Annotated in this window: 19 protein-coding genes; 8 read left to right on the top strand and 11 right to left on the bottom strand. The window is 64.4% G+C overall.

What is annotated here, in order from left to right; translation table 11 throughout:
• Positions 1-23: 23 nt before the first annotated feature.
• Together SO139_RS05205 and rpsU are read right to left on the bottom strand one after the other, a co-directional pair.
• Entirely contained in the window at positions 24-692 is a 669-nt protein-coding gene (locus tag SO139_RS05205; RefSeq protein WP_449376853.1) for a tetratricopeptide repeat protein, read from the bottom strand.
• A 126-nt stretch (positions 693-818) separates the two neighbouring features.
• The gene (gene rpsU, locus SO139_RS05200; protein WP_027525171.1) at positions 819-1,121 is read right to left on the bottom strand and encodes a 30S ribosomal protein S21; all 303 of its coding nucleotides are present in this window, start codon (positions 1,119-1,121) and stop codon (positions 819-821) included.
• A 264-nt stretch (positions 1,122-1,385) separates the two neighbouring features.
• Here rpsU and aqpZ point away from each other — a divergent pair, with 264 nt between their 5' ends.
• On the top strand, positions 1,386-2,108 hold the full coding sequence (gene aqpZ / locus SO139_RS05195; RefSeq protein ID WP_449376852.1) for an aquaporin Z: 723 nt from the start codon (positions 1,386-1,388) through the stop codon (positions 2,106-2,108).
• A gap of 124 nt (positions 2,109-2,232) precedes the next feature.
• Here the strand turns inward: aqpZ and SO139_RS05190 are convergent, their stop codons facing one another.
• Entirely contained in the window at positions 2,233-3,339 is a 1,107-nt protein-coding gene (locus tag SO139_RS05190) for a 5-(carboxyamino)imidazole ribonucleotide synthase (protein WP_449376851.1), read from the bottom strand.
• Positions 3,336-3,824, bottom strand: coding sequence for a 5-(carboxyamino)imidazole ribonucleotide mutase (gene purE, locus SO139_RS05185; protein WP_449376850.1), 489 nt, complete (start codon positions 3,822-3,824; stop codon positions 3,336-3,338). Before purE ends, SO139_RS05190 begins: the two co-directional genes overlap by 4 nt.
• A gap of 142 nt (positions 3,825-3,966) precedes the next feature.
• On the opposite strand from purE, the gene SO139_RS05180 reads away from it, so the two are divergent.
• Complete coding sequence (locus SO139_RS05180) at positions 3,967-4,701, top strand: GGDEF domain-containing protein (RefSeq protein ID WP_449376849.1); 735 nt, start codon at positions 3,967-3,969, stop codon at positions 4,699-4,701.
• 110 nt (positions 4,702-4,811) lie between these two features.
• Here SO139_RS05180 and SO139_RS05175 read toward each other — a convergent pair whose 3' ends face one another.
• The 3 genes from SO139_RS05175 to SO139_RS05165 all read right to left on the bottom strand — a co-directional run bounded on the left by SO139_RS05175 (position 4,812) and on the right by SO139_RS05165 (position 5,612).
• On the bottom strand, positions 4,812-5,063 hold the full coding sequence (locus SO139_RS05175; RefSeq protein ID WP_449376848.1) for a hypothetical protein: 252 nt from the start codon (positions 5,061-5,063) through the stop codon (positions 4,812-4,814).
• Between the two features lie 24 nt (positions 5,064-5,087).
• A complete protein-coding gene (locus SO139_RS05170) occupies positions 5,088-5,303 on the bottom strand; it encodes a hypothetical protein (RefSeq protein ID WP_254099836.1) in 216 nt (71 codons plus the stop codon).
• Between the two features lie 102 nt (positions 5,304-5,405).
• Entirely contained in the window at positions 5,406-5,612 is a 207-nt protein-coding gene (locus SO139_RS05165) for a YdcH family protein (protein WP_027553252.1), read from the bottom strand.
• A gap of 330 nt (positions 5,613-5,942) precedes the next feature.
• On the opposite strand from SO139_RS05165, the gene SO139_RS05160 reads away from it, so the two are divergent.
• The gene (locus SO139_RS05160; protein WP_449376847.1) at positions 5,943-6,128 is read left to right on the top strand and encodes a YdcH family protein; all 186 of its coding nucleotides are present in this window, start codon (positions 5,943-5,945) and stop codon (positions 6,126-6,128) included.
• 114 nt (positions 6,129-6,242) lie between these two features.
• Here SO139_RS05160 and SO139_RS05155 read toward each other — a convergent pair whose 3' ends face one another.
• Positions 6,243-7,346, bottom strand: a complete 1,104-nt coding sequence (locus SO139_RS05155; RefSeq protein ID WP_449376846.1) for an NAD(P)/FAD-dependent oxidoreductase — start codon at positions 7,344-7,346, stop codon at positions 6,243-6,245.
• Between the two features lie 235 nt (positions 7,347-7,581).
• On the opposite strand from SO139_RS05155, the gene SO139_RS05150 reads away from it, so the two are divergent.
• From SO139_RS05150 to SO139_RS05130, 5 genes are all read left to right on the top strand, one after another.
• Positions 7,582-10,266 (top strand): sensor domain-containing protein, encoded by a 2,685-nt coding sequence (locus SO139_RS05150; protein ID WP_474800861.1) that lies wholly within the window; start codon positions 7,582-7,584, stop codon positions 10,264-10,266.
• A 40-nt stretch (positions 10,267-10,306) separates the two neighbouring features.
• Positions 10,307-11,770 (top strand): glycerol-3-phosphate dehydrogenase, encoded by a 1,464-nt coding sequence (locus SO139_RS05145; RefSeq protein WP_449376844.1) that lies wholly within the window; start codon positions 10,307-10,309, stop codon positions 11,768-11,770.
• Positions 11,771-11,845: 75 nt separating this feature from the next.
• Positions 11,846-13,015, top strand: a complete 1,170-nt coding sequence (locus SO139_RS05140) for an ABC transporter ATP-binding protein (RefSeq protein WP_449376843.1) — start codon at positions 11,846-11,848, stop codon at positions 13,013-13,015.
• Positions 13,012-13,923, top strand: coding sequence for an ABC transporter permease (locus SO139_RS05135; protein WP_449376842.1), 912 nt, complete (start codon positions 13,012-13,014; stop codon positions 13,921-13,923). Before SO139_RS05140 ends, SO139_RS05135 begins: the two co-directional genes overlap by 4 nt.
• Complete coding sequence (locus SO139_RS05130; RefSeq protein WP_449376841.1) at positions 13,923-14,735, top strand: ABC transporter permease; 813 nt, start codon at positions 13,923-13,925, stop codon at positions 14,733-14,735. The genes SO139_RS05135 and SO139_RS05130 overlap by 1 nt, the downstream gene beginning before the upstream one ends.
• 13 nt (positions 14,736-14,748) lie before the next feature.
• Here the strand turns inward: SO139_RS05130 and SO139_RS05125 are convergent, their stop codons facing one another.
• The 3 genes from SO139_RS05125 to SO139_RS05115 all read right to left on the bottom strand — a co-directional run bounded on the left by SO139_RS05125 (position 14,749) and on the right by SO139_RS05115 (position 17,949).
• Positions 14,749-15,600, bottom strand: coding sequence for a carbohydrate ABC transporter permease (locus SO139_RS05125; protein ID WP_449376840.1), 852 nt, complete (start codon positions 15,598-15,600; stop codon positions 14,749-14,751).
• Positions 15,597-16,469, bottom strand: coding sequence for a carbohydrate ABC transporter permease (locus tag SO139_RS05120; protein ID WP_449376839.1), 873 nt, complete (start codon positions 16,467-16,469; stop codon positions 15,597-15,599). The genes SO139_RS05125 and SO139_RS05120 overlap by 4 nt, the downstream gene beginning before the upstream one ends.
• Positions 16,470-16,563: 94 nt before the next feature.
• Positions 16,564-17,949, bottom strand: a complete 1,386-nt coding sequence (locus tag SO139_RS05115; protein WP_449376838.1) for an ABC transporter substrate-binding protein — start codon at positions 17,947-17,949, stop codon at positions 16,564-16,566.
• Positions 17,950-18,104: the final 155 nt, after the last annotated feature.

Here is an 18,104-nt window from a genome sequence, read left to right as displayed (position 1 = left end):
GCGCTGCGCCTCCGATCCCGTTCTCAGCCGCCGACGCGGGCCAGCCCGCTCCGGGCGGCATCGTCACGCGGACGTAGCGCGACGGCCTTGGTGTAGGACGCCGCGGCCTTGGCCTTGTCGCCGAGGCGCTCATAGGCGAGCCCCCGCGTGGCCCAGACTTGCGCATTGTGCGGATCGGCCTCGGAAGCCTCGTCGAGGTCGGCTGCGGCTTCCTTGACCTTACCGACTGCGAGATAGCTGATGGCGCGGCCGAGCAGCGGCTCCGGCTTCTGCGGATTGAGCCCGCTCGCTGCGCTGAAATCTGCGATCGCGAACTCGTGCTCGTTGCTCGCCTGATAGATCAGGGCGCGGCCGTAGAGCGCCTGCGCATTGTAGGGATCGAGCGCAACGGCGCGGTTGAACTCCTCGAGCGCTGCCGCCGTCTCTCCTGATTTCGCGAGCGCCTGGCCCTTTGCCGTATGGCTCTGGGCCTCGGTGACAGTGCCGGCGCTGACCGCGCTCTCGGCGGGCGCAGCAGCAGGCGCGGTAGCAGATTTGGGCGCGTCCTGCTGCGGCTTCTCCTTCTCCGGCATCAGCGATCCCAGGTCGAACGAGCAGCCGGACAGTGCAACCGCGATCAGTGTGAGTGTGACGGAGCGCCGCCAGGGCAGGCATGACCGTGCCGGGCTGTGCTCGGGGAAAGGGGAGGCCATCTACGGGTTCGCTCGCGCTGGTGCCGCATCGGTAGTGCCCCGTCCCAGAAAAGGCACCGCTCACAAACAATAACGCGGGCCCTGGGCCCGCGTCATCGAAAACTCAATCTTGCAAGATCGGCAAAATCAGCGCGGTCCGCGCGGACCTGCGCCCGGGCCGCCACGGCCGCCAGCGCCACGCTCGCCACCGGGACCAGCGCCGAACACCGGCTTCGGCTTCATCGGCAGCAGGCCTTCACGCTGCAGCTTCTTGCGGGCCAGCTTGCGCGCGCGGCGCACGGCTTCGGCCTTTTCACGGGCCTTCTTCTCGGAGGGCTTTTCGTAGTGACCGCGGAGCTTCATCTCGCGGAAAATTCCCTCGCGCTGCATCTTCTTCTTCAGCGCCTTGAGGGCTTGATCGACATTGTTATCGCGAACGAGAACCTGCACGCGGCATCCTCTTCAGTGGATCGGATTTGAATTCTGGTAAGTCAAAGGGGATGGCAGAAAGCACAAGCCCTTAACCTTGAGCGCGCGGATGTATCAGACAAAACCCGCGATGTCCATCGTCCAAGCGGGCATTTGGGCCAAGATAAGCCATTAAATGGGGCAAAAATGCCCCCGTGCGGCCGCGATTGGGGTGATTTGGCGCCAATGGCGGGGCCGTTCCCGGACCTTTGATCCGGAAGTCTTGGAAATCACGGGGAGTCCCTCATGGATATGAAGAAATATGCCGCCGAGGCCATCGGCACCTTTTGGCTCACATTCGCGGGGTGCGGGAGCGCGGTGATCGCAGCCGGCTTCCCGCAGGTCGGTATCGGCCTGGTCGGCGTGTCCCTGGCGTTCGGCCTCAGCGTCGTCACCATGGCCTACGCCATCGGCCACATCTCGGGCTGCCATCTCAACCCCGCCGTTACGGTCGGTCTTGCCGCGGGCGGCCGGTTCCCGACCGGACAGATCCTGCCCTACATCGTCGCGCAGGTCATCGGCGCGATCGTCGCGGCCACGCTGCTCTACGTGATCGCCAGCGGCGCCCCGGGCTTCGACGTCACCAAGGGCTTTGCGTCGAACGGCTATGGTGCGCATTCGCCCGGCCAGTACGGCATGGTGGTGTGCTTCATCACCGAGGTGGTGATGACCATGATGTTCCTGTTCGTCATCATGGGCGCCACGCACGGGAGGGCGCCTGCGGGTTTTGCGCCGCTCGCGATCGGGCTCACGCTGGTGATGATCCATCTCGTCAGCATTCCCGTCACCAACACGTCGGTGAACCCGGCGCGCAGCACCGGGCCTGCCTTGTTCGTCGGCGGCTGGGCGCTGGCGCAACTGTGGATGTTCTGGGTCGCACCGCTGATCGGCGGCGCGCTCGGCGGCGTGATCTATCGCTGGCTCAGCGAAGAGCCGGCCGGCGTCGTCGCCGGCGTGAAGACCGCGTGATCCCTCGCGACAAACGCCGAACGCGTTTGCGTGGAGATCATGCTTGAACAACAACCTAAAGCGCGATGACGATTCATCCCAATCTCATCGCGCTTTAGGGGGATCGCGAAGCGCCGCGGTCCCCTCACTTGTCGCGGGCCGGAAGCACTTCGGTGACGTGGCCCATCTTGCGGCCCGGCTTGGGCGTGCCCTTGCCGTAGATGTGCACGGTGGCTCCGGGGACCGTGAGCCAGTCCGTGTAGCGGTTGATCTCATCGCCGATCAGGTTGGTCATGGTGACGACCTCGCCGTGCCGCACGGGCTTGCCGAGCGGCCAGCCGGCGATGGCACGGATATGCTGCTCGAACTGCGAGACGGACGCGCCGTCGAGCGTCCAGTGCCCAGAATTATGCACGCGCGGCGCGATCTCGTTCACCAGCACCTTTGGCCCCGTGCCGTTGGCGAGCACGAACATCTCGACCGCCAGCACGCCGACATAGTCGAGCGCGTCGGCGATCTTGCCGGCGATGCTGCGCGCCTCTTCGGCAAGCGCGTCCGGAATCGCGGCCGGTGCGCGCGAGATCTTGAGAATGTGATCGCGGTGCTCGTTCTCGGTGACGTCGAAACATTCGACCTGGCCTTCGGCCGAGCGCGCGGCGATCACGGAAATCTCGCGCTCGAACGGCACGAAAGCCTCCAGGATCGCCGACTTGGTGCCGAGGTTGGTCCACACTTTCGCGATGTCATCGCCCTCGCGGATGATCGCCTGGCCCTTGCCGTCATAGCCGAAGCGGCGCGTCTTCAGCACGGCCGGAAGCCCGATCCTGACGATTGCCTCGCGCAACGATGCGACCGAGGTGACATCGGCATAGGCGGCGGTGCCGATCCCGAGCCGGGTGATGAAATCCTTCTCGGCGAGTCGGTCCTGGGTGGTCTCGAGGATCTTGCGGTTGGGCAGCACGGGGCGGCGCGCATCCAGCACCAGCGCGGCTGCGGCCGGCACGTTCTCGAACTCGTAGGTGATGACGTCGACGTCGTTCGCGAACAGCTCGAGCGCCTCGACGTCGGCATATTCGGCGCAGGTCGCGTTCAGCACGACGTCGAAGGCCGGCGAGTCCGGATCGGGCGAGAACACCTGGGAGCGCAGGCCGAGCCGCGCCGCGGCCATCGCAAGCATCCGTCCCAATTGTCCGCCGCCGAGGATTCCGATGGTGTCGCCGGGCTTCAGCTTTACCCGTTTGGTGCCAGTCACGCCTTGTCCTCCGGGCGCTCGGCCACGGCGTCGGTCTGTGCCTTGCGCCAGGCCACGAGGCGTTTCGACAGCGCGGGATCGGACAGGGCCAGGACGGCCGCCGCGAGGAGCGCCGCGTTGATCGCGCCCGCCTTGCCGATGGCGAGCGTCCCGACCGGGATGCCGGCGGGCATCTGGACGATCGAGTGAAGCGAATCGATGCCCCGCAGCGCCTTGGATTCGACGGGGACGCCGAACACCGGCAGTTCCGTCAGCGACGCCGTCATGCCGGGCAGATGCGCGGCGCCGCCGGCACCGGCAATAATGACCTTGAAGCCTTCGGCCTTGGCGCCCTTGGCAAAGGTAAACAACCGTTCCGGAGTGCGGTGGGCCGAGACGATGCGGCTTTCGCAGGCGACGCCGAGCGCTGTGAGCGTATCGGCGGCATGCCGCATGGTGTCCCAATCCGACTGGCTTCCCATGATGATGGCGATCGGCGCGGTCATGACGTCAATTGTGCTCGGGAATGCAGAAACATAGGCCAGACTAACGGTTCCGGCCGGCGGCTCGCAAGGCGGTGGCAAGGAGAAGGGAATGCACTATCCTGTCTTGGTGAATCCCCGCAAGCCTTCATTGAGCAGGACGCCCATGAAGAAACCAAAAAGGGCGATCGCTGCGAAGGCGCAAAAGGGCCGGAAAAGCAGCGGGAGCCGATCCAAACCCGCGGCCAGACGCGCGGCCCGGCCTGCGGGCCGGCCCGCTGCGACGACCGGCAAGGCCAAGAACGATGCAAAGAACGATGCAAAGAACGCCAAGGCGATCATCCGCAACCTGCGCACCAAGCTCGCCCAGGCCCAGCGGCGCATCGACGAGCTCGAGGCTGCTGCCGACACCGACTTCCTGCTCGGCATCCCGAACCGGCGCGGCTTCGAGCGCGAGCTCCATCGTGCGATCGCCTACATGACGCGCTACGCCGCCCGCGGCGCGTTGATCGTGCTCGACGTCGACCGCCTGAAGCCCATCAACGACTCCTTCGGTCACGCCGCCGGTGACGAGGTCCTCAAGGCGATCGCCGCCACGCTGACGCGGCAGGTGCGTGCCTCTGACGTGGTCGGCCGTCTTGGCGGCGACGAGTTTGCGCTGCTGTTGTGGAACCTCAGCGAGACCGACGCCAAGGCGAAGGCCGCAGGCTTCGAGCAGGCGATCGACGATTTGTCCTTTGTGTTTCGCGGCCAGCGCGTGAATGCAGGCGCCTCCGCCGGCGTCGCGCTGCTCGGATCTCACGCCGAGGCGGGCCGCGCGCTGGAGGAAGCTGACGCGGCCATGTACGTGCGCAAGGCTCAGCGCCGGCACGAGCCGCGGATCAGGCTGATCAGCACCTAGAGGATGATGAGTTTTGGCTCAATCGGTGCGAGTCGAGGCGTGAACTTCACCTCTCCCTGCTGGGGAGAGGTGAACCCCAGGGCAACCGATCGTGTAGCTTCGTATCGTTCTTAGAGCGTGCTGAGGTCTTCCGGCACGTTGCCGAATTTGCGCAGCAGCTTGGCGTCGCCGAACTCGCCGGTCATGGGATCGCCGCTGCGGCTGAACGCGATCGCGCCGATATGGCCGGCGCCGTGCGCCAGGATCTCGGCGCGCCGCAGTGCGGCGGCCGAAGTCTGGCATTCCTCCGCGGCGCCTGCGACCGGCGATCCATCTTCGTCGGTGAGGAAAGGCAGTGCGACATAGTAGGTGACATCGGACATGGTCGGCTCCGAGTGCTCGTTGGCTCACGCGGCGCTGGAGGTGCTCCGCATCTTGTTGCGCGACGTCTCGGGAATGCAGCCGGCCGAAATTGCCGCCTGCAATTCCTCGAGCTCCGCTTCCAGATATTCGTTGGCCATGATCAGCGCCTTGATGGTGCTGCGCAGATTGCCGTCACACATCGCGATCGCCTGATCGCAGGCTTGTTCATAATGGCTGTTGTCGAAGGCGGCTGCGGACATGACATTTCCCCGGAAGCGGTTGAGGTCTGAATGTTCTTATTTTGTTCTTTTTGAGTCAAGAGAAATCCGATCGCGGAAAACGCATCGGGCATGCGGCCGCGATCAGGCGATGATGTCGGGCGTGATCTGGTCTTCGATGAAGGCGATACGGTCGCGCAACAACAGCTTGCGTTTCTTCAGGCGCTGTAACCGCAATAGGTCGGGGGCGGGCGATTGATGCAATGCATCGATCGCCGCATCGAGATCTCGGTGTTCCTGCTGCAACCGGGCGAGCTCGGCTTCGAGTTCGCGCTCGTCTTCATTGGTCATGATGTGCGGTAGCCGGAAAACCCGATGAGGTTACGAAAGCCTGTGGAAGGCCTGTGGAAAGTATCGTCCTTGCGCGACGTGATCGCAAGCGATCTGGGGTCCCTATCAACGTTCTCTCGCAAAGATATTTCAGTGGATCGCGGCGACCGCGCGCAGGCGCATTGAAATCATGGATGATTCCTGCCGGGGTTCCTTACTCACTGTTCATTACATATGAAGTTTCAAAAATGACAGTGGGACTACGGATACTTATCGACAGAACGAATCGGTGATGTACACTTCTCCGTCCGGATCGAATTCTGAGGTTCAACCCTACCGAGGAGGTTTCGAATGACAATTCAGGCACATCTTGTTGAATTGGAGCGGAAACACAAACTTCTCGAAAACGAATTGCACGAAGCTCTCGTGCACCTTTCAACAGACGACCTGCAAATTGTTGAGTTGAAGCGCCGGAAGTTGATGGTCAAGGACCAGATCGAGCGGTTGAGGCACGGTACCGACGACACGCTCCACTAGTAACCCCCGTACAGAATAGGCCTGATCTCGCACCCCTTCACGTAGGGATGAGAGCTGTTGCGCACATCCCTACGTCGAGGTGCGGAGCGTCGTGCGATTGATTTCGTGCGAAGCCTAGATGCTTGCGAGCTCGGCGACGTGGTCGGCGATCGCAAGTGATGACGTCAGGCCGGGCGACTCGATACCGAAGAGATTGATGAGGCCGTCCACGCCGTGATCGCGCGGGCCCTGCATCAGGAAATCCTGCGTGGCCACCGCCGGCGGGACGATCTTCGGCCGTATGCCCGAATAGCTCGGCATCAACGCGCCATCAGGCAGGTCCGGCCAGTATTTGCGGATTGCCGGATAGAATCGCTCTGCGCGTGCGGGATCGACGGCATAGTCGATCGTTTCGATCCATTCCACGTCGGGACCGAAGCGCGCCTGGCCTGCCATGTCCAGGGTGAGGTGCACGCCGAGCCCGCCGGGCTCGGGCACGGGATAGATCAGCCGTGAGAATGGTGCCTTGGTGCTACAGCTGAAATAGTTGCCCTTGGCAAGATAGGCCGGCGGAATCCGCTCCAGAGGCATGCCGTCGACGCTGCGCGCCACGGTCGTCGCGGAAAGACCTGCTGCGTTGACCAGCAGGCTGCATTGCAGCGTCATCGGCGCCTCGCCGCCAGCATCGATTTCGATGACGCCGCCTGAGGCCTTGGCGCGGATCAGCGGCGTGTGAAACGCGAACGCAGCGCCCGCCGCTTCGGCCTCGCCGCGCAGCGAGAGCATGTAGGCATGGCTGTCGATGATGCCGGTCGAGGGCGAGAGCAACGCGGCATCGCAGGCGAGCGCCGGCTCCAGCGCGCGCGCGGCGTCGCCTGCGAGCATCTGCATGTCGAGCACGCCATTGGCCTCGGCATGCGCCTTGATCGATTGCAGCTTCTCGGTCTCTTTCGGATTGGTAGCGACGATCAGCTTGCCGCAATTTCTGTGCGGGATGTCGCGCTCGGCGCAGTAGCGGTAGAGCGCATGCTTGCCGCTGACGCACAGCCGCGCCATCCAGCTCCCGGCCCGGTAATAGATCCCGGCATGGATCACCTCGCTGTTGCGCGAGGAGGTGATGGTGCCGATCGCCTCCGCCGCTTCAAGCACGATCACCTCGCGCCCGGCCTGGGCGAGCTTTCGGGCGATCGCGAGCCCGACCACCCCCGCTCCGATGACGACGCAGTCAACTCTATCCATGGTGGGGCGGGAGGTCCGTGAGCGGCAGGGCCAAGGAGCTTAACAAGGAGCTTAACAAGGGGCTTAACGAGAGGCTTAAGGAACCGCACCCGAGGCGGCTCTCCATTAAGGAAGAATTTATCATGTCAGGGCAATTGCCGTATCTGGCGTCACATTTTTCTGTCGTGCTGACAGGCGTTTACCCGATCCCAACCCGTGAGGCCAGACAATCCGGAGTTGAAATCGCGGGTGGCTGATGGCTGACAAGAACTGGCACGCGAGCGGCACGATTCTGACGTCTGTGCAGGCCTTGGCGTGCCTGGCCGGCACGGTCGCGCCCGCGCGCGCCTTTGCGCTGTCCGACAATTTCGCCCCGCAAAGCTATCTGGGCCGGCTCGATCCCAATCTGGTCTGGGAGGCGCTGCTCGGCGGCATCGCAGTGTGCTCGCTCCTGGCCGCCATCGTGCTGTGGATTCACTCGGCGTTACGGCGAGCCAGGCGCATGCAGTTGCGGCGCAATGCTTTCGTTTCGTCCGCCATGAACAATCTGAACCAGGGCGTCGTGATGACCGACGCTCAGCAACGGATTATCTTCTGCAACGACCGCTATCTCGAAATCTACGGGCTGGCGCGCTCGGACCTCTGGGCCGATATGACCGGGCCCGACATGCTCAGGCTGCGTCGCGATCGCGGCGTGCTCGGCGTGACCGACGAGGAGTTCTACGAGAAGGCCGCCAGCTCGAACGGCCTGATCACCGAGCTGCCGGAGGGGCGGGCCATCCTGGTGAAATATTTCGTGCTGCCGAATGGCGGCTCGGTGGCGACGCATCTCGACGTCAGCGAGCAGCGCAACCTGTCGCGGCAGCTTGCCTCCACCAAGCAATTCCTGGAATCGGTGCTCGACAACGTCCCGGTCTGTGTGGCCGCGAAGAACATCGAGGACGGCCGCTACATCTTCGCCAACCGCGCCTTCGAGCGTTTCTCGCGCTATTCGCGCGATCGCATCGTCGGCAAGCGCGCCGACGAGATCTTCCGCCCTGCCACCGCAGCCAGCATCGAGGCGGCGGATCGCGCGGCGCTGGCGTCGGCCGAGGGTCAGTACCGCAGCGAGATCAAGGTCGAGCGGGGCGCGGAGAACCGCGTGCTGTCCTCGGTCCGCGTGATTGCCCGCAACCAGAACAACCAGCCCGAATTCCTGATTGCGCTGTTCGAGGATGTGACCAACCGCCGCTCGCTCTCGGAGCAGCTGGAGAGCACCAAGAAATTCCTCGAGCTCGTGGTCGACAACATCCCCGTGGCGCTGATCGTGGAGCAGGTCAAGGACGGCCGCTATCTGCTCGCCAATCGCAGCGCCGAGGCGATCCTCAACCGCAAGCGCGAGGATGCCACGGGCCTCACCGCTTCCGACATCTTCAACGCCAAGGAAGCCAAGCTGATCATCGCGCGCGACGAGGCCGCGATCAAGAAGCGGGGAATGATCACCGAGGAGCATCCGATCTCGACCAAGGATGGCCTGCGGCTTTTCCTCACCCGCCGCGCCACCGTGCTCAGCGATGCCGGCGAGCCGGAATATCTGATCAAGACCCACGAGGACGTCACCGACCGCCGCCAGACCGAATCGCGCATGGCGCACATGGCCTATCACGACGGCCTGACCGACCTGCCCAATCGCGCCGCATTCCTCCAGGCGCTGACGCAGATGATCGAGGCCTGCGAGGGCACCGGCGAGGAGTTCGCCGTGCTCTGTGTCGATCTCGACGGGCTGAAGGAGGTCAACGACGTCTTCGGCCATGCGCTCGGCGACAAGCTCCTGGTCGAGGTCGCCCAGCGGCTCCAGGACGCCGCCCGTGGCGGCGTGGTCGCGCGCCTGTCCGGCGACGAGTTTGGCCTGATCATCGATGGCAAGCAGCCCGACACGGGTCTCGCGCTGGCGCGCCAGCTCGGTGAAGCCCTTTCCCAGGAATTCCAGATCGACGGCCGCGCGGTGCGCGCCGGGGTCACCACCGGCATATCGGTCTTCCCGCACAACGGCGCGGACGCTGCTTCGCTGCTCGCCAATTCCGGGGCGGCGCTGTTCCGCGCCAAGCAGAAGTCGCGCGGCACGATCAGCCTCTACCAGCCCGAGATGGACCAGCAGATTCGCGACCGCCGCGTGCTGCACCAGGACCTGTCGAAAGCGATCAAGAACGGTGAGCTCTCGCTCGCATTCCAGCCGCAGGCCGTCGCCGGCCACACCGTCGCCGAGAGCGAGATCATCGGCTTCGAGGCGCTGGCGCGCTGGCAGCATCCGGTCCGCGGCCAGGTCTCGCCGGCCGAGTTCATCCCAATTGCGGAGGAGAGCGGCCTGATCGTCGAGATGGGCGAGTGGATCCTGCGCCAGGCCTGCCGCGAGGCGGCCTCCTGGGCCAAGCCGCTCCAGGTCGCGGTCAACCTGTCGCCCGCACAGTTTGCCCATGGCGACGTGGTCGGCCTCGTCCACTCGATCCTGCTGGAGACCGGGCTGTCGCCCGGCCGGCTCGAGCTCGAAATCACCGAGGGCGTGCTGATCGAGGATTTTGATCGCGGCCTCGCGCTGCTGCGCCGGTTGAAGGCGCTGGGCGTGCGCATCTCGATGGACGATTTCGGCAGCGGCTATTCCTCACTGAGCTATCTCCAGGCGTTCCCGTTCGACAAGATCAAGATCGACCGCGCCTTCGTGATCAATCTCGGCCGCAACCCGCAATCGGCAGCGATCGTGCGCGCCGTGATCGATCTCGGTCACGGCCTCGAAATGTCGATCATCGCCGAAGGCGTCGAGACGATCGAGCAGCTCGCCTTCCTCGCCAAGGAGGGTTGCGACGGCGTGCAGGGCTATCTGCTCGGCAAGCCCCTGCCGATCGGCCAATATGGCCGCCTGATCGGCCGCGCCGAGACGATGGAGCTTGCGCTCAAGACCGGCTAGTGATGACGAAGTCCTTGCTTCGTTCGTTCACGACGGCTTCATGGCGGATTACGACCTCGCGATCATCGGCGGTGGCCTGAACGGCGTCAGCATCGCGCGCGACGCCGCCGGGCGCGGCCTTCGCGTCATTCTGTTCGAGCAGGGCGATCTCGGTGGCGCAGCTTCCTCGGCGACGCCGCATTTGATCCACGGCGATCTCTCGGTGCTGGAGCGTCGCCGCTTCCGTCGTGTGCGCCGGGCGCTGGCCGAGCGCAAGGTGTGGCTCGCGATCGCCCCGCATCTGGTCCGCCCGATGCGTTTCGTGATCCCCGCGCATTCCGACGAGCGTCCGCCCTGGATGCTGCGCGCCGGTCTGCTGCTCTACGACCGCCTTGCGGGGCGCGGCGGCTTGCCGCCGTCCGCGACCATCGACATCACGCATCATCCGGTTGGCAACGCCCTGAAACGGCCGTTCGGCACCGCCTTTGAATATTCGGACTGCGTCGTCGATGATTCCAGGCTCACAGTCCTGACCGCGCTGGATGCGGCGGAGCGTGGCGCGGTGATCCGTACTGGCGCGCGCTGTGTGCGGGCGGATCGCACCGACATCTGGCGGCTCGCCGTCGTCGATCGCGGCCACCGCAGGGTCATCACGACCCGCGCACTCGCGAACACCAGCGGCGGATGGAGCGTGAGCGTCGCCGAGACCGTGCTCCGACAGCCGCCACCGCGCGCAGGCGCTGCCGTGCAGATCAGCCAGATCGTCGTGCCGCGGCTGTTCGAGCCCGACAACGTCTACGTTTTCCAGAACAGCGACGGCCGGCTGATCTTCGCAAGCCCGTTCGAGCGCGATTTCACCCTGATCGGCACCGTCACGCACGCCTTCAGGGGCGATCCGGCGATCGTCGCCGTGCCGGCCGCAGATGTGACCTATCTCTGCGAGGCTGCCAGTCGCTATTTCCGCGAGCCCGTCGTGCCGGTCGATGTGATGCGGACGATCTCGGGCGTCAATCTGGCGCCCGAGGCCGGGCGCTGGCGGGATGGTGCGCTCGCCTTCGATGCGAGGCGGCGCAAGGCGCCGCTGCTCACGATGTTCGGCGGCGATGTCACGACCGCGCGATGGCGCGCGGAGCGCGCGGTGACCAGGCTGACGCCGTTCTACCCGATGTCGCGGCCCTGGACGGCGGCGGTCGCGCTTCCGGGCGGGGACTTTCCCTGGCAGAACTTCGAGGCGGAAGTCGATGCCGCACGTGATCGCTGGCGCTTTCTCTCCGAGGCGCAGGCGCAGCGCCTGCTCGGCGCCTATGGCTCGCGGCTGTCGGGCGTGCTGGGCGAGGCCAAGAGTCGTGCCGAGCTTGGGCCGGCTTTCGGTCCCGAACTCACGGCAGCCGAGGTACGCTACCTCATGCAATCCGAATGGGCCCGCTTCCCCGACGACATCCTGTGGCGCCGCTCCAAGCTCGGCCTGACCATGCCGCCCGCCGATCGCGACGCGCTGGCGGCGTTCATGGCGAATGCGGTGTGAATGATCGGCATCGAACCGGTTGAGCCGGGAACGTTCCGCCGCTAGCGTGCGGCTGCATTGGGGCCGGCAGGGAACATGGCTGACGAACTCGAGGGGATCAAGGCGGCCGCCGTGGCCAGGCCGGGCGTGCATCCGGCGACGGAGCGTCCGCTGCTGCGCATTGACGGCGTGGTGAAGAATTTCGGCGCGTTCCGCGCGGTCGATGGCGTGTCGCTCGATATCGGTGCCGGCGAGTTCTTTGCGCTGCTCGGTCCCTCCGGCTGCGGCAAGACCACGCTATTGCGCATGCTGGCCGGTTTCGAGGCGCCGGACCAAGGGCGCATCCTGCTCGGTGGCAACGACATCGCGCAGACGCTGCCGCATGAGCGGCCCATCAACATGATGTTCCAGAGCTACGCGCTGTTTCCGCATCTGTCGGTGCGCGACAATATCGCGTTCGGTCTGAAGCGTGCCGGCATGGCGCGCGCCGATATCGCCACGCGCGTGGCCGAGATGGTCGCGCTGGTGAAGCTGGAGGGCATGGAGAAGCGCAGGCCGGACCAGCTCTCCGGCGGCCAGCGGCAGCGCGTCGCGCTGGCGCGTGCGCTGGCGCGCCGCCCGCAACTGCTGCTGCTCGACGAGCCGCTGGCCGCGCTCGACAAGAAATTGCGCGAGAGCACGCAAGGAGAGCTGATGGAGTTGCAGCGCCGGCTCGGCATGACCTTCATCATCGTCACCCACGATCAGGAGGAGGCGATGACGATGGCGACGCGAATCGGCGTGATGGATGCGGGCAGGCTCGTCCAGGTCGCATCGCCGCGCGAGCTCTATGAAGCTCCGCGCTCGCGCTGGATCGCGCAGTTCGTCGGCGATATCAACCTGTTCGAAGGCGAGTTGCAATCGCATGAGGCCTACCGCGCAATCGTCGTCACCCGCGATGCCGGAACGCTCGTCGTGGCCGAGCCGCGCGCGGCGGTCGGCAAGCCGACGGTGTCGGTCGCGATCCGCCCCGAGAAGGTCAAACTTTCGCGCCGTGGGCTCGGCGGTGATGCGGACCAGGGGCCGGCGATCAATCGGCTCGAGGGCACCGTCACCGATATCTGCTATCTCGGCGGCAGCACCACCTACAGGGTGAAACTCGATGCGGGTGGCACCGTGCAGTCCGCGATCGCGAATACGACGCGCCGCGACACCGATGCGTACAGCGTGAACCAGCGCGTGGTGGCCTGGTTCACGTCCAATGATTGCGTGGTGCTGGAGCAATGAGCGCGCGCCGCATCTTTGCGAGACCCGCGCGTTTCGCCGCGATCGCGCCTTACCTCTGGATGGCGCTGTTCTTCCTGGTGCCTTTCGGCTTCGTGCTGAAGATCAGCCTGTCGCAGACGGCGATCGCGCAGCCGCCCTACGAGCCGGTGTTCGACCTGACCGCCGGATGGGCGGCGATCAAGGCCGCGTTCGGCGCGCTCTCGATCGACAATTTCAAGCTGCTGGTCTCCGACGACCTCTACGTATTCGCGTATGTGCGCAGCATCACCGTCGCAGTCACCGCCACCGCGATCCTGCTCCTGATCGGCTATCCCATAGCCTACGGCATGGCACGGCTGCCGACGCGCTGGCAGGCGGTGGCTATGGTGCTGGTGATCGTGCCGTTCTGGACCTCGTTCCTGATCCGCATCTACGCCTGGATCAACATCCTGCAGCATGACGGGCTCTTGAACAAAATCCTGCTCGCGCTCCACGTCGTCAGCCAGCCGGTGGTGTGGCTCTCCACCGACAGCGCGATGTATCTCGGCATCGTCTATTCCTATCTGCCGTTCATGATCCTGCCGCTCTATGCGACCCTGGCCAAGATGGAGTCGGTGCTGGAGGAGGCCGCCGCCGATCTCGGCGCGCCGCCGGGGGCGGTGTTCTGGCTCGTCACCTTTCCGCTGTCACTGCCCGGCGTCGGCGCCGGCGTCTTGCTCTGCTTCATTCCGATCGTCGGCGAGTTCGTGATCCCGGATCTGCTCGCCGGCTCGAATTCGCTGATGATCGGGCAAACGCTGTGGCTGGAATTCTTCACCAACAAGGACTGGCCGGTCGCTTCCGCCGCCGCCATCATCCTGCTGGTGGTGCTGCTGGCACCGCTGTTGCTGTACGAGCGGGTCCAGCGGCGGCAATTGGAGGAGCGGTGATGCGCAAGGTCGCTCGCCTGTCCCGCTTCAACGTCGCCTCGCTCGCGCTGGGGCTGGCGTTCCTTTACCTGCCGATCCTCATTCTCGTCATCTATTCCTTCAATGCCTCGCGGCTGGTGACGGTGTGGGGCGGCTGGTCGTTGCGCTGGTACCGCGAGTTCTTCAACGACCGCGCCATGATCGAGGCGGCCTGGATGAGCCTGCGCGTCGCCGTCGCTTCGGCCAGCATCGCGACCGTGCTTGGAACACTGGCGGCGGTGGCGCTGTCGCGCGGCGAAGGATTTCGCGGCCGCACGCTGTTCTCGGGCATGCTTTACGCGCCGCTGGTGATGCCCGAGGTCATCACCGGCCTGTCCCTCCTGCTGCTGTTCGTCGCCTTGAATGCCGAGCGCGGCTTCTGGACGGTGACGATCGCGCATACCACGCTGACGATGTGCTTCGTCGCTGTCGTGGTCCAGTCGCGCCTCGGCTCGCTCGACCGCTCGCTCGAGGAGGCCGCCATGGACCTCGGCTGCGGCCCCGTCCGTGCCTTCCTTTTGGTCACGCTGCCGCTGATCGCGCCCGCGATCGTGGCCGGCTGGATGCTGGCGTTCACGCTGTCGCTGGACGATCTCGTGATCGCGAGCTTCACCACCGGCCCCGGCTCGGCGACGCTGCCGATCCGTATCTATTCCGAGGTGCGGCTCGGCGTGAAGCCCGAGATCAACGCCATCTGCACGCTGGTGATAGGCCTGATCGCCATCGTCATCGTCATTGCCTCGCTCGCCTCGAAGCTGTCGAGCTCGCAGGGCGAGAGCGCGGCGCCATTGTGAGTGTGGGAATGCCTTAGGACTTCACCGCGCCGGCGGTAAGCCCGCCCACCATGTAGCGGCGGAAGGCGTAGTAGATCGCGGCCGGCGGCAGCGCGTAGATGAAGCCGGTCGTCATCAGCAGCTCCCACGGCGAATCGTCGGCGGCGAGGAAGTTGCCGAGCGCGACGGGGAGGGTGATCTCGCGGTCGTTCGACAGCAGCAGGAACGCGTAGAGATATTCGTTCCAGGCGAGCAGCACCGCGTAGGTGCCGATCGCGACCAGCGAGGGCATCATCAGGGGCAGATAGACCAGGCGGAAGATCTGCAGCGTGGTGGCGCCGTCCATCACCGCGGCTTCATCGAGCTCGACCGGCAGCTTGTCGGAAGCCTGCTTCAGCACCCAGATCGCATAGGGCGAGGCGATGGTGACCATCGCCAGGATCAGCGACCAGTGATTGTTGAGCAGGCCGTAATTGGCCATGGTGCGATACATCGGCACGGCGAGGAACGCCGCCGGAATGAAATAGGTGAAGAGCGCAAGGTTCATCACCACGCGCCCGCCGGGCACCTTGAGCCGGGAGATCGAGAACGCCGCGGCGGTCGCGATGAACAGCGTCAGCGCGCCGACGGCGGCCGCGATCACCACCGAATTCCAGAACTGGACGTAGAAGTCGCGCAGGAAATAGTGCTGCTGATTGAACACAATCGAGAAGTTGTGCAGCGTCGGATGGTCCGGCCACAGCTTTCCGGAGAACGCGTCCTCCTTCGGGGAGATCGCGAACAGGAACATGTGATAGATCGGCACCATCGTCCAGATGAAGACCGGGATTCCGATCAGCAGCAACTTTGCTTCGGTCGCGACTTCGCGCAGGGTAGGGAGCTTCATCGCGACAACCGTTTCATCATGAAGTACACGAGCGGCAGGACGAACGGCATCGCGCAGACGATGGAAGCCATCGCGAGCGAGAGCTGGTCGAGCCGGAGATAGCGAATGCCGAGCGTCGACAGCACGTGCGTAAGGTCGGCCGGGCCGCCGCCGGTCAGGAGGTAGACGCTGTTGAAATCGCCGAGCGTCCAGATCATCGAGAGCAGCGTGCAGGTCACGTAGAGCGTCTGCATCGACGGCCAGGTGATGTAGCGGAATTTCTGCCACCAGCTCGCACCGTCGACCTCGGCGGCCTCGAACAGATCGTGCGAGATCGCAAGGCGTCCGGTGATCAGAATCAGCGTCCAGAACGGCAGCGATTTCCAGATGTGCACGCCGATCGCCATGGACAGCGCGACGGTCGGATCGTTCAGCCAGTTCGGGCCGTCATCGCCGGTGAGGCTGAAGATGAAATGGTTGACCATGCCCCATTCGGGATTGAGCATGAAGCGCACCGACAGGATGGTCGGGATCGAGGGCACCGCCCAGGGCAGGATGAAGATCACCGAAAGCCATTTGATCCAGGTGCGCTGCTGGGCGAAGAAGCCGGACAGGAACAGCGCGATCAGCATCTTGATGTTGATGCCGATGACCAGGAAGATCAGCGTGTTGACCGCGGCGCGCGCGAAGATCGGGTCGTTGTAGAGCGCGACATAGCTCTCGGGATGGCGCGCCAGCCACAACCCGTAACAGACGGGATAGACGACGAAAGCCAGGAAAACCAGGAAATAGGGTGCGAGCAGCACGATGCCCCAGACCTGCGCCGGGGTCAGCCGCGACGACAGAGGCGGCGAGGCTACCGCTTGATCGCCAGAGAGCGTGATCGCCATTCTTCTCGAACTCTTCAAACGAGCTGCCGGCCGCAAAATGCGGCCGGGTTTGTTTTACACCTCTCCCCGCAAAGCAGGGAGAGGGAGAATGACCTTAACTCACGACCTGCTTGATGCGGGCAATGAGCTCGTCGACGGCCTTGTCGACCGGAACCTTCTCGCTCACCACCCGGTTCATCGCCTTGGCCCAGACGTTCTCGTTGTTCAGGATCGTGAACTTCCAGTTCTTGGTGAAGTCGAACGGCGCGGTGCCGCCGGTGAACTGGTTGTAGACCGCCTTGCGGTGCCGGTCGGCCTGCCAGAACGGGCTCGCCTGGCTTTCCTTCGTCACCGGGAACCAGCGGCCGAGCGCGCCTTCGATGTAGGGGCGGACGTTCTCTTCCTGGAGCAGGAAGCTGATGAACTGCTTGGCCTCGGCCTTGTTCTTGGCCGCTGTGAAGATCAGCCCGGTCTTGACGTCGGAGCGGTAGCGGATGGTCGAACCATCAGGCGCCTTCGGGAAGGACGCGGTGATGATGTCCTGCTCATAGGCCTTCTTGCCGGCTTCGCGCTGCTCCGGCGTCAGGTTCTGGTTGGTGGAGTCCTCGAACCACTTTGCCGCGATCGAGATCGTGAAGTTGTGGGTCATCACGATGGTCTTGTTGTGGAAGGCGACGTTGTTGTCCGGATCCTTCCAGGTCGTGGAGGAAGGCGGCGTGCAGCCCTTGATGTAGGTGTCGGTGTAGTCCTTCATCGCCTTGATCAGGCCGTCGCGGACCTTGGGATCGTCGACCAGGAGCTTGCCGTCGTCGTCGACGAGCTTGACGTGGTAGGCGTCCATGAAGGTGTAGAACGACTGGAAGGCGTCGGTGGATTCAACGCCCATCGGCTGGCCCACGGCGTAGATGCGCTGGCCGGTCGCTTTGCGGATCGCCGGCTGCACCTTGTCGCACCAGAAGGTCCAGTAGCCGGCCCAGTCGTTCGGGATATCGCTCTGCTTGAAGCCGGCCTTCTCCAGCATGTCGCCCCAGATCTGGACGTGCATGCTCTGCTGCTTCAGCGGAAAGCCGTAATAGGCCTTCTTCTTGGCGACGTCGTTGTAGAGGATCGACGCTTCAAGCGTGTTCGGCACGAACCGGTCCTTGATCGGCTCCATGACGTCGGACAGATCCTCGAGCTTGCCCTCATAGGCCCACTTGCCCTGCGCCTGCACGTCGTAGGAGTCGGAATAGGCGACGTCCGGCACGGTGCCGGCATCGAGCGCGGCCACCGTCTTCGGAATCATGTCCTGGATCGCGTACTGCGACAATTCGACCTTGATGCCGGTCTTCGCCTCGAATTTCTTGATCGTATCGAGCAGCGCGTCGTCTTCAGATTTATAAAATCCCTTGCCCCACCAGACAGTGATCGTTTTCTGCTGGGCAAATGCGGGTGCAGTGGCTGCGAACAGCCCGACCGCAGCAACCGCAAGTGAAAATGCGCCAATAACCCTTGATTTCACGTTTCTCTCCCTGAAGTCGCCGGTGTTTTAACCGGTCGGAGAAAACACTAGCGCATGGGCGGGGGCCGATCTAGCGGCATCTTGTCAGACCTAGGTCGAGGGGTATTTCGCCCGCGAACGTTCTTAACGTTGCGCATCGATCCAATCGACGCATC

The organism is Bradyrhizobium sp. UFLA05-89, assembly GCF_059803475.1.
This window is presented reverse-complemented; position numbering and strand designations above follow the sequence as displayed.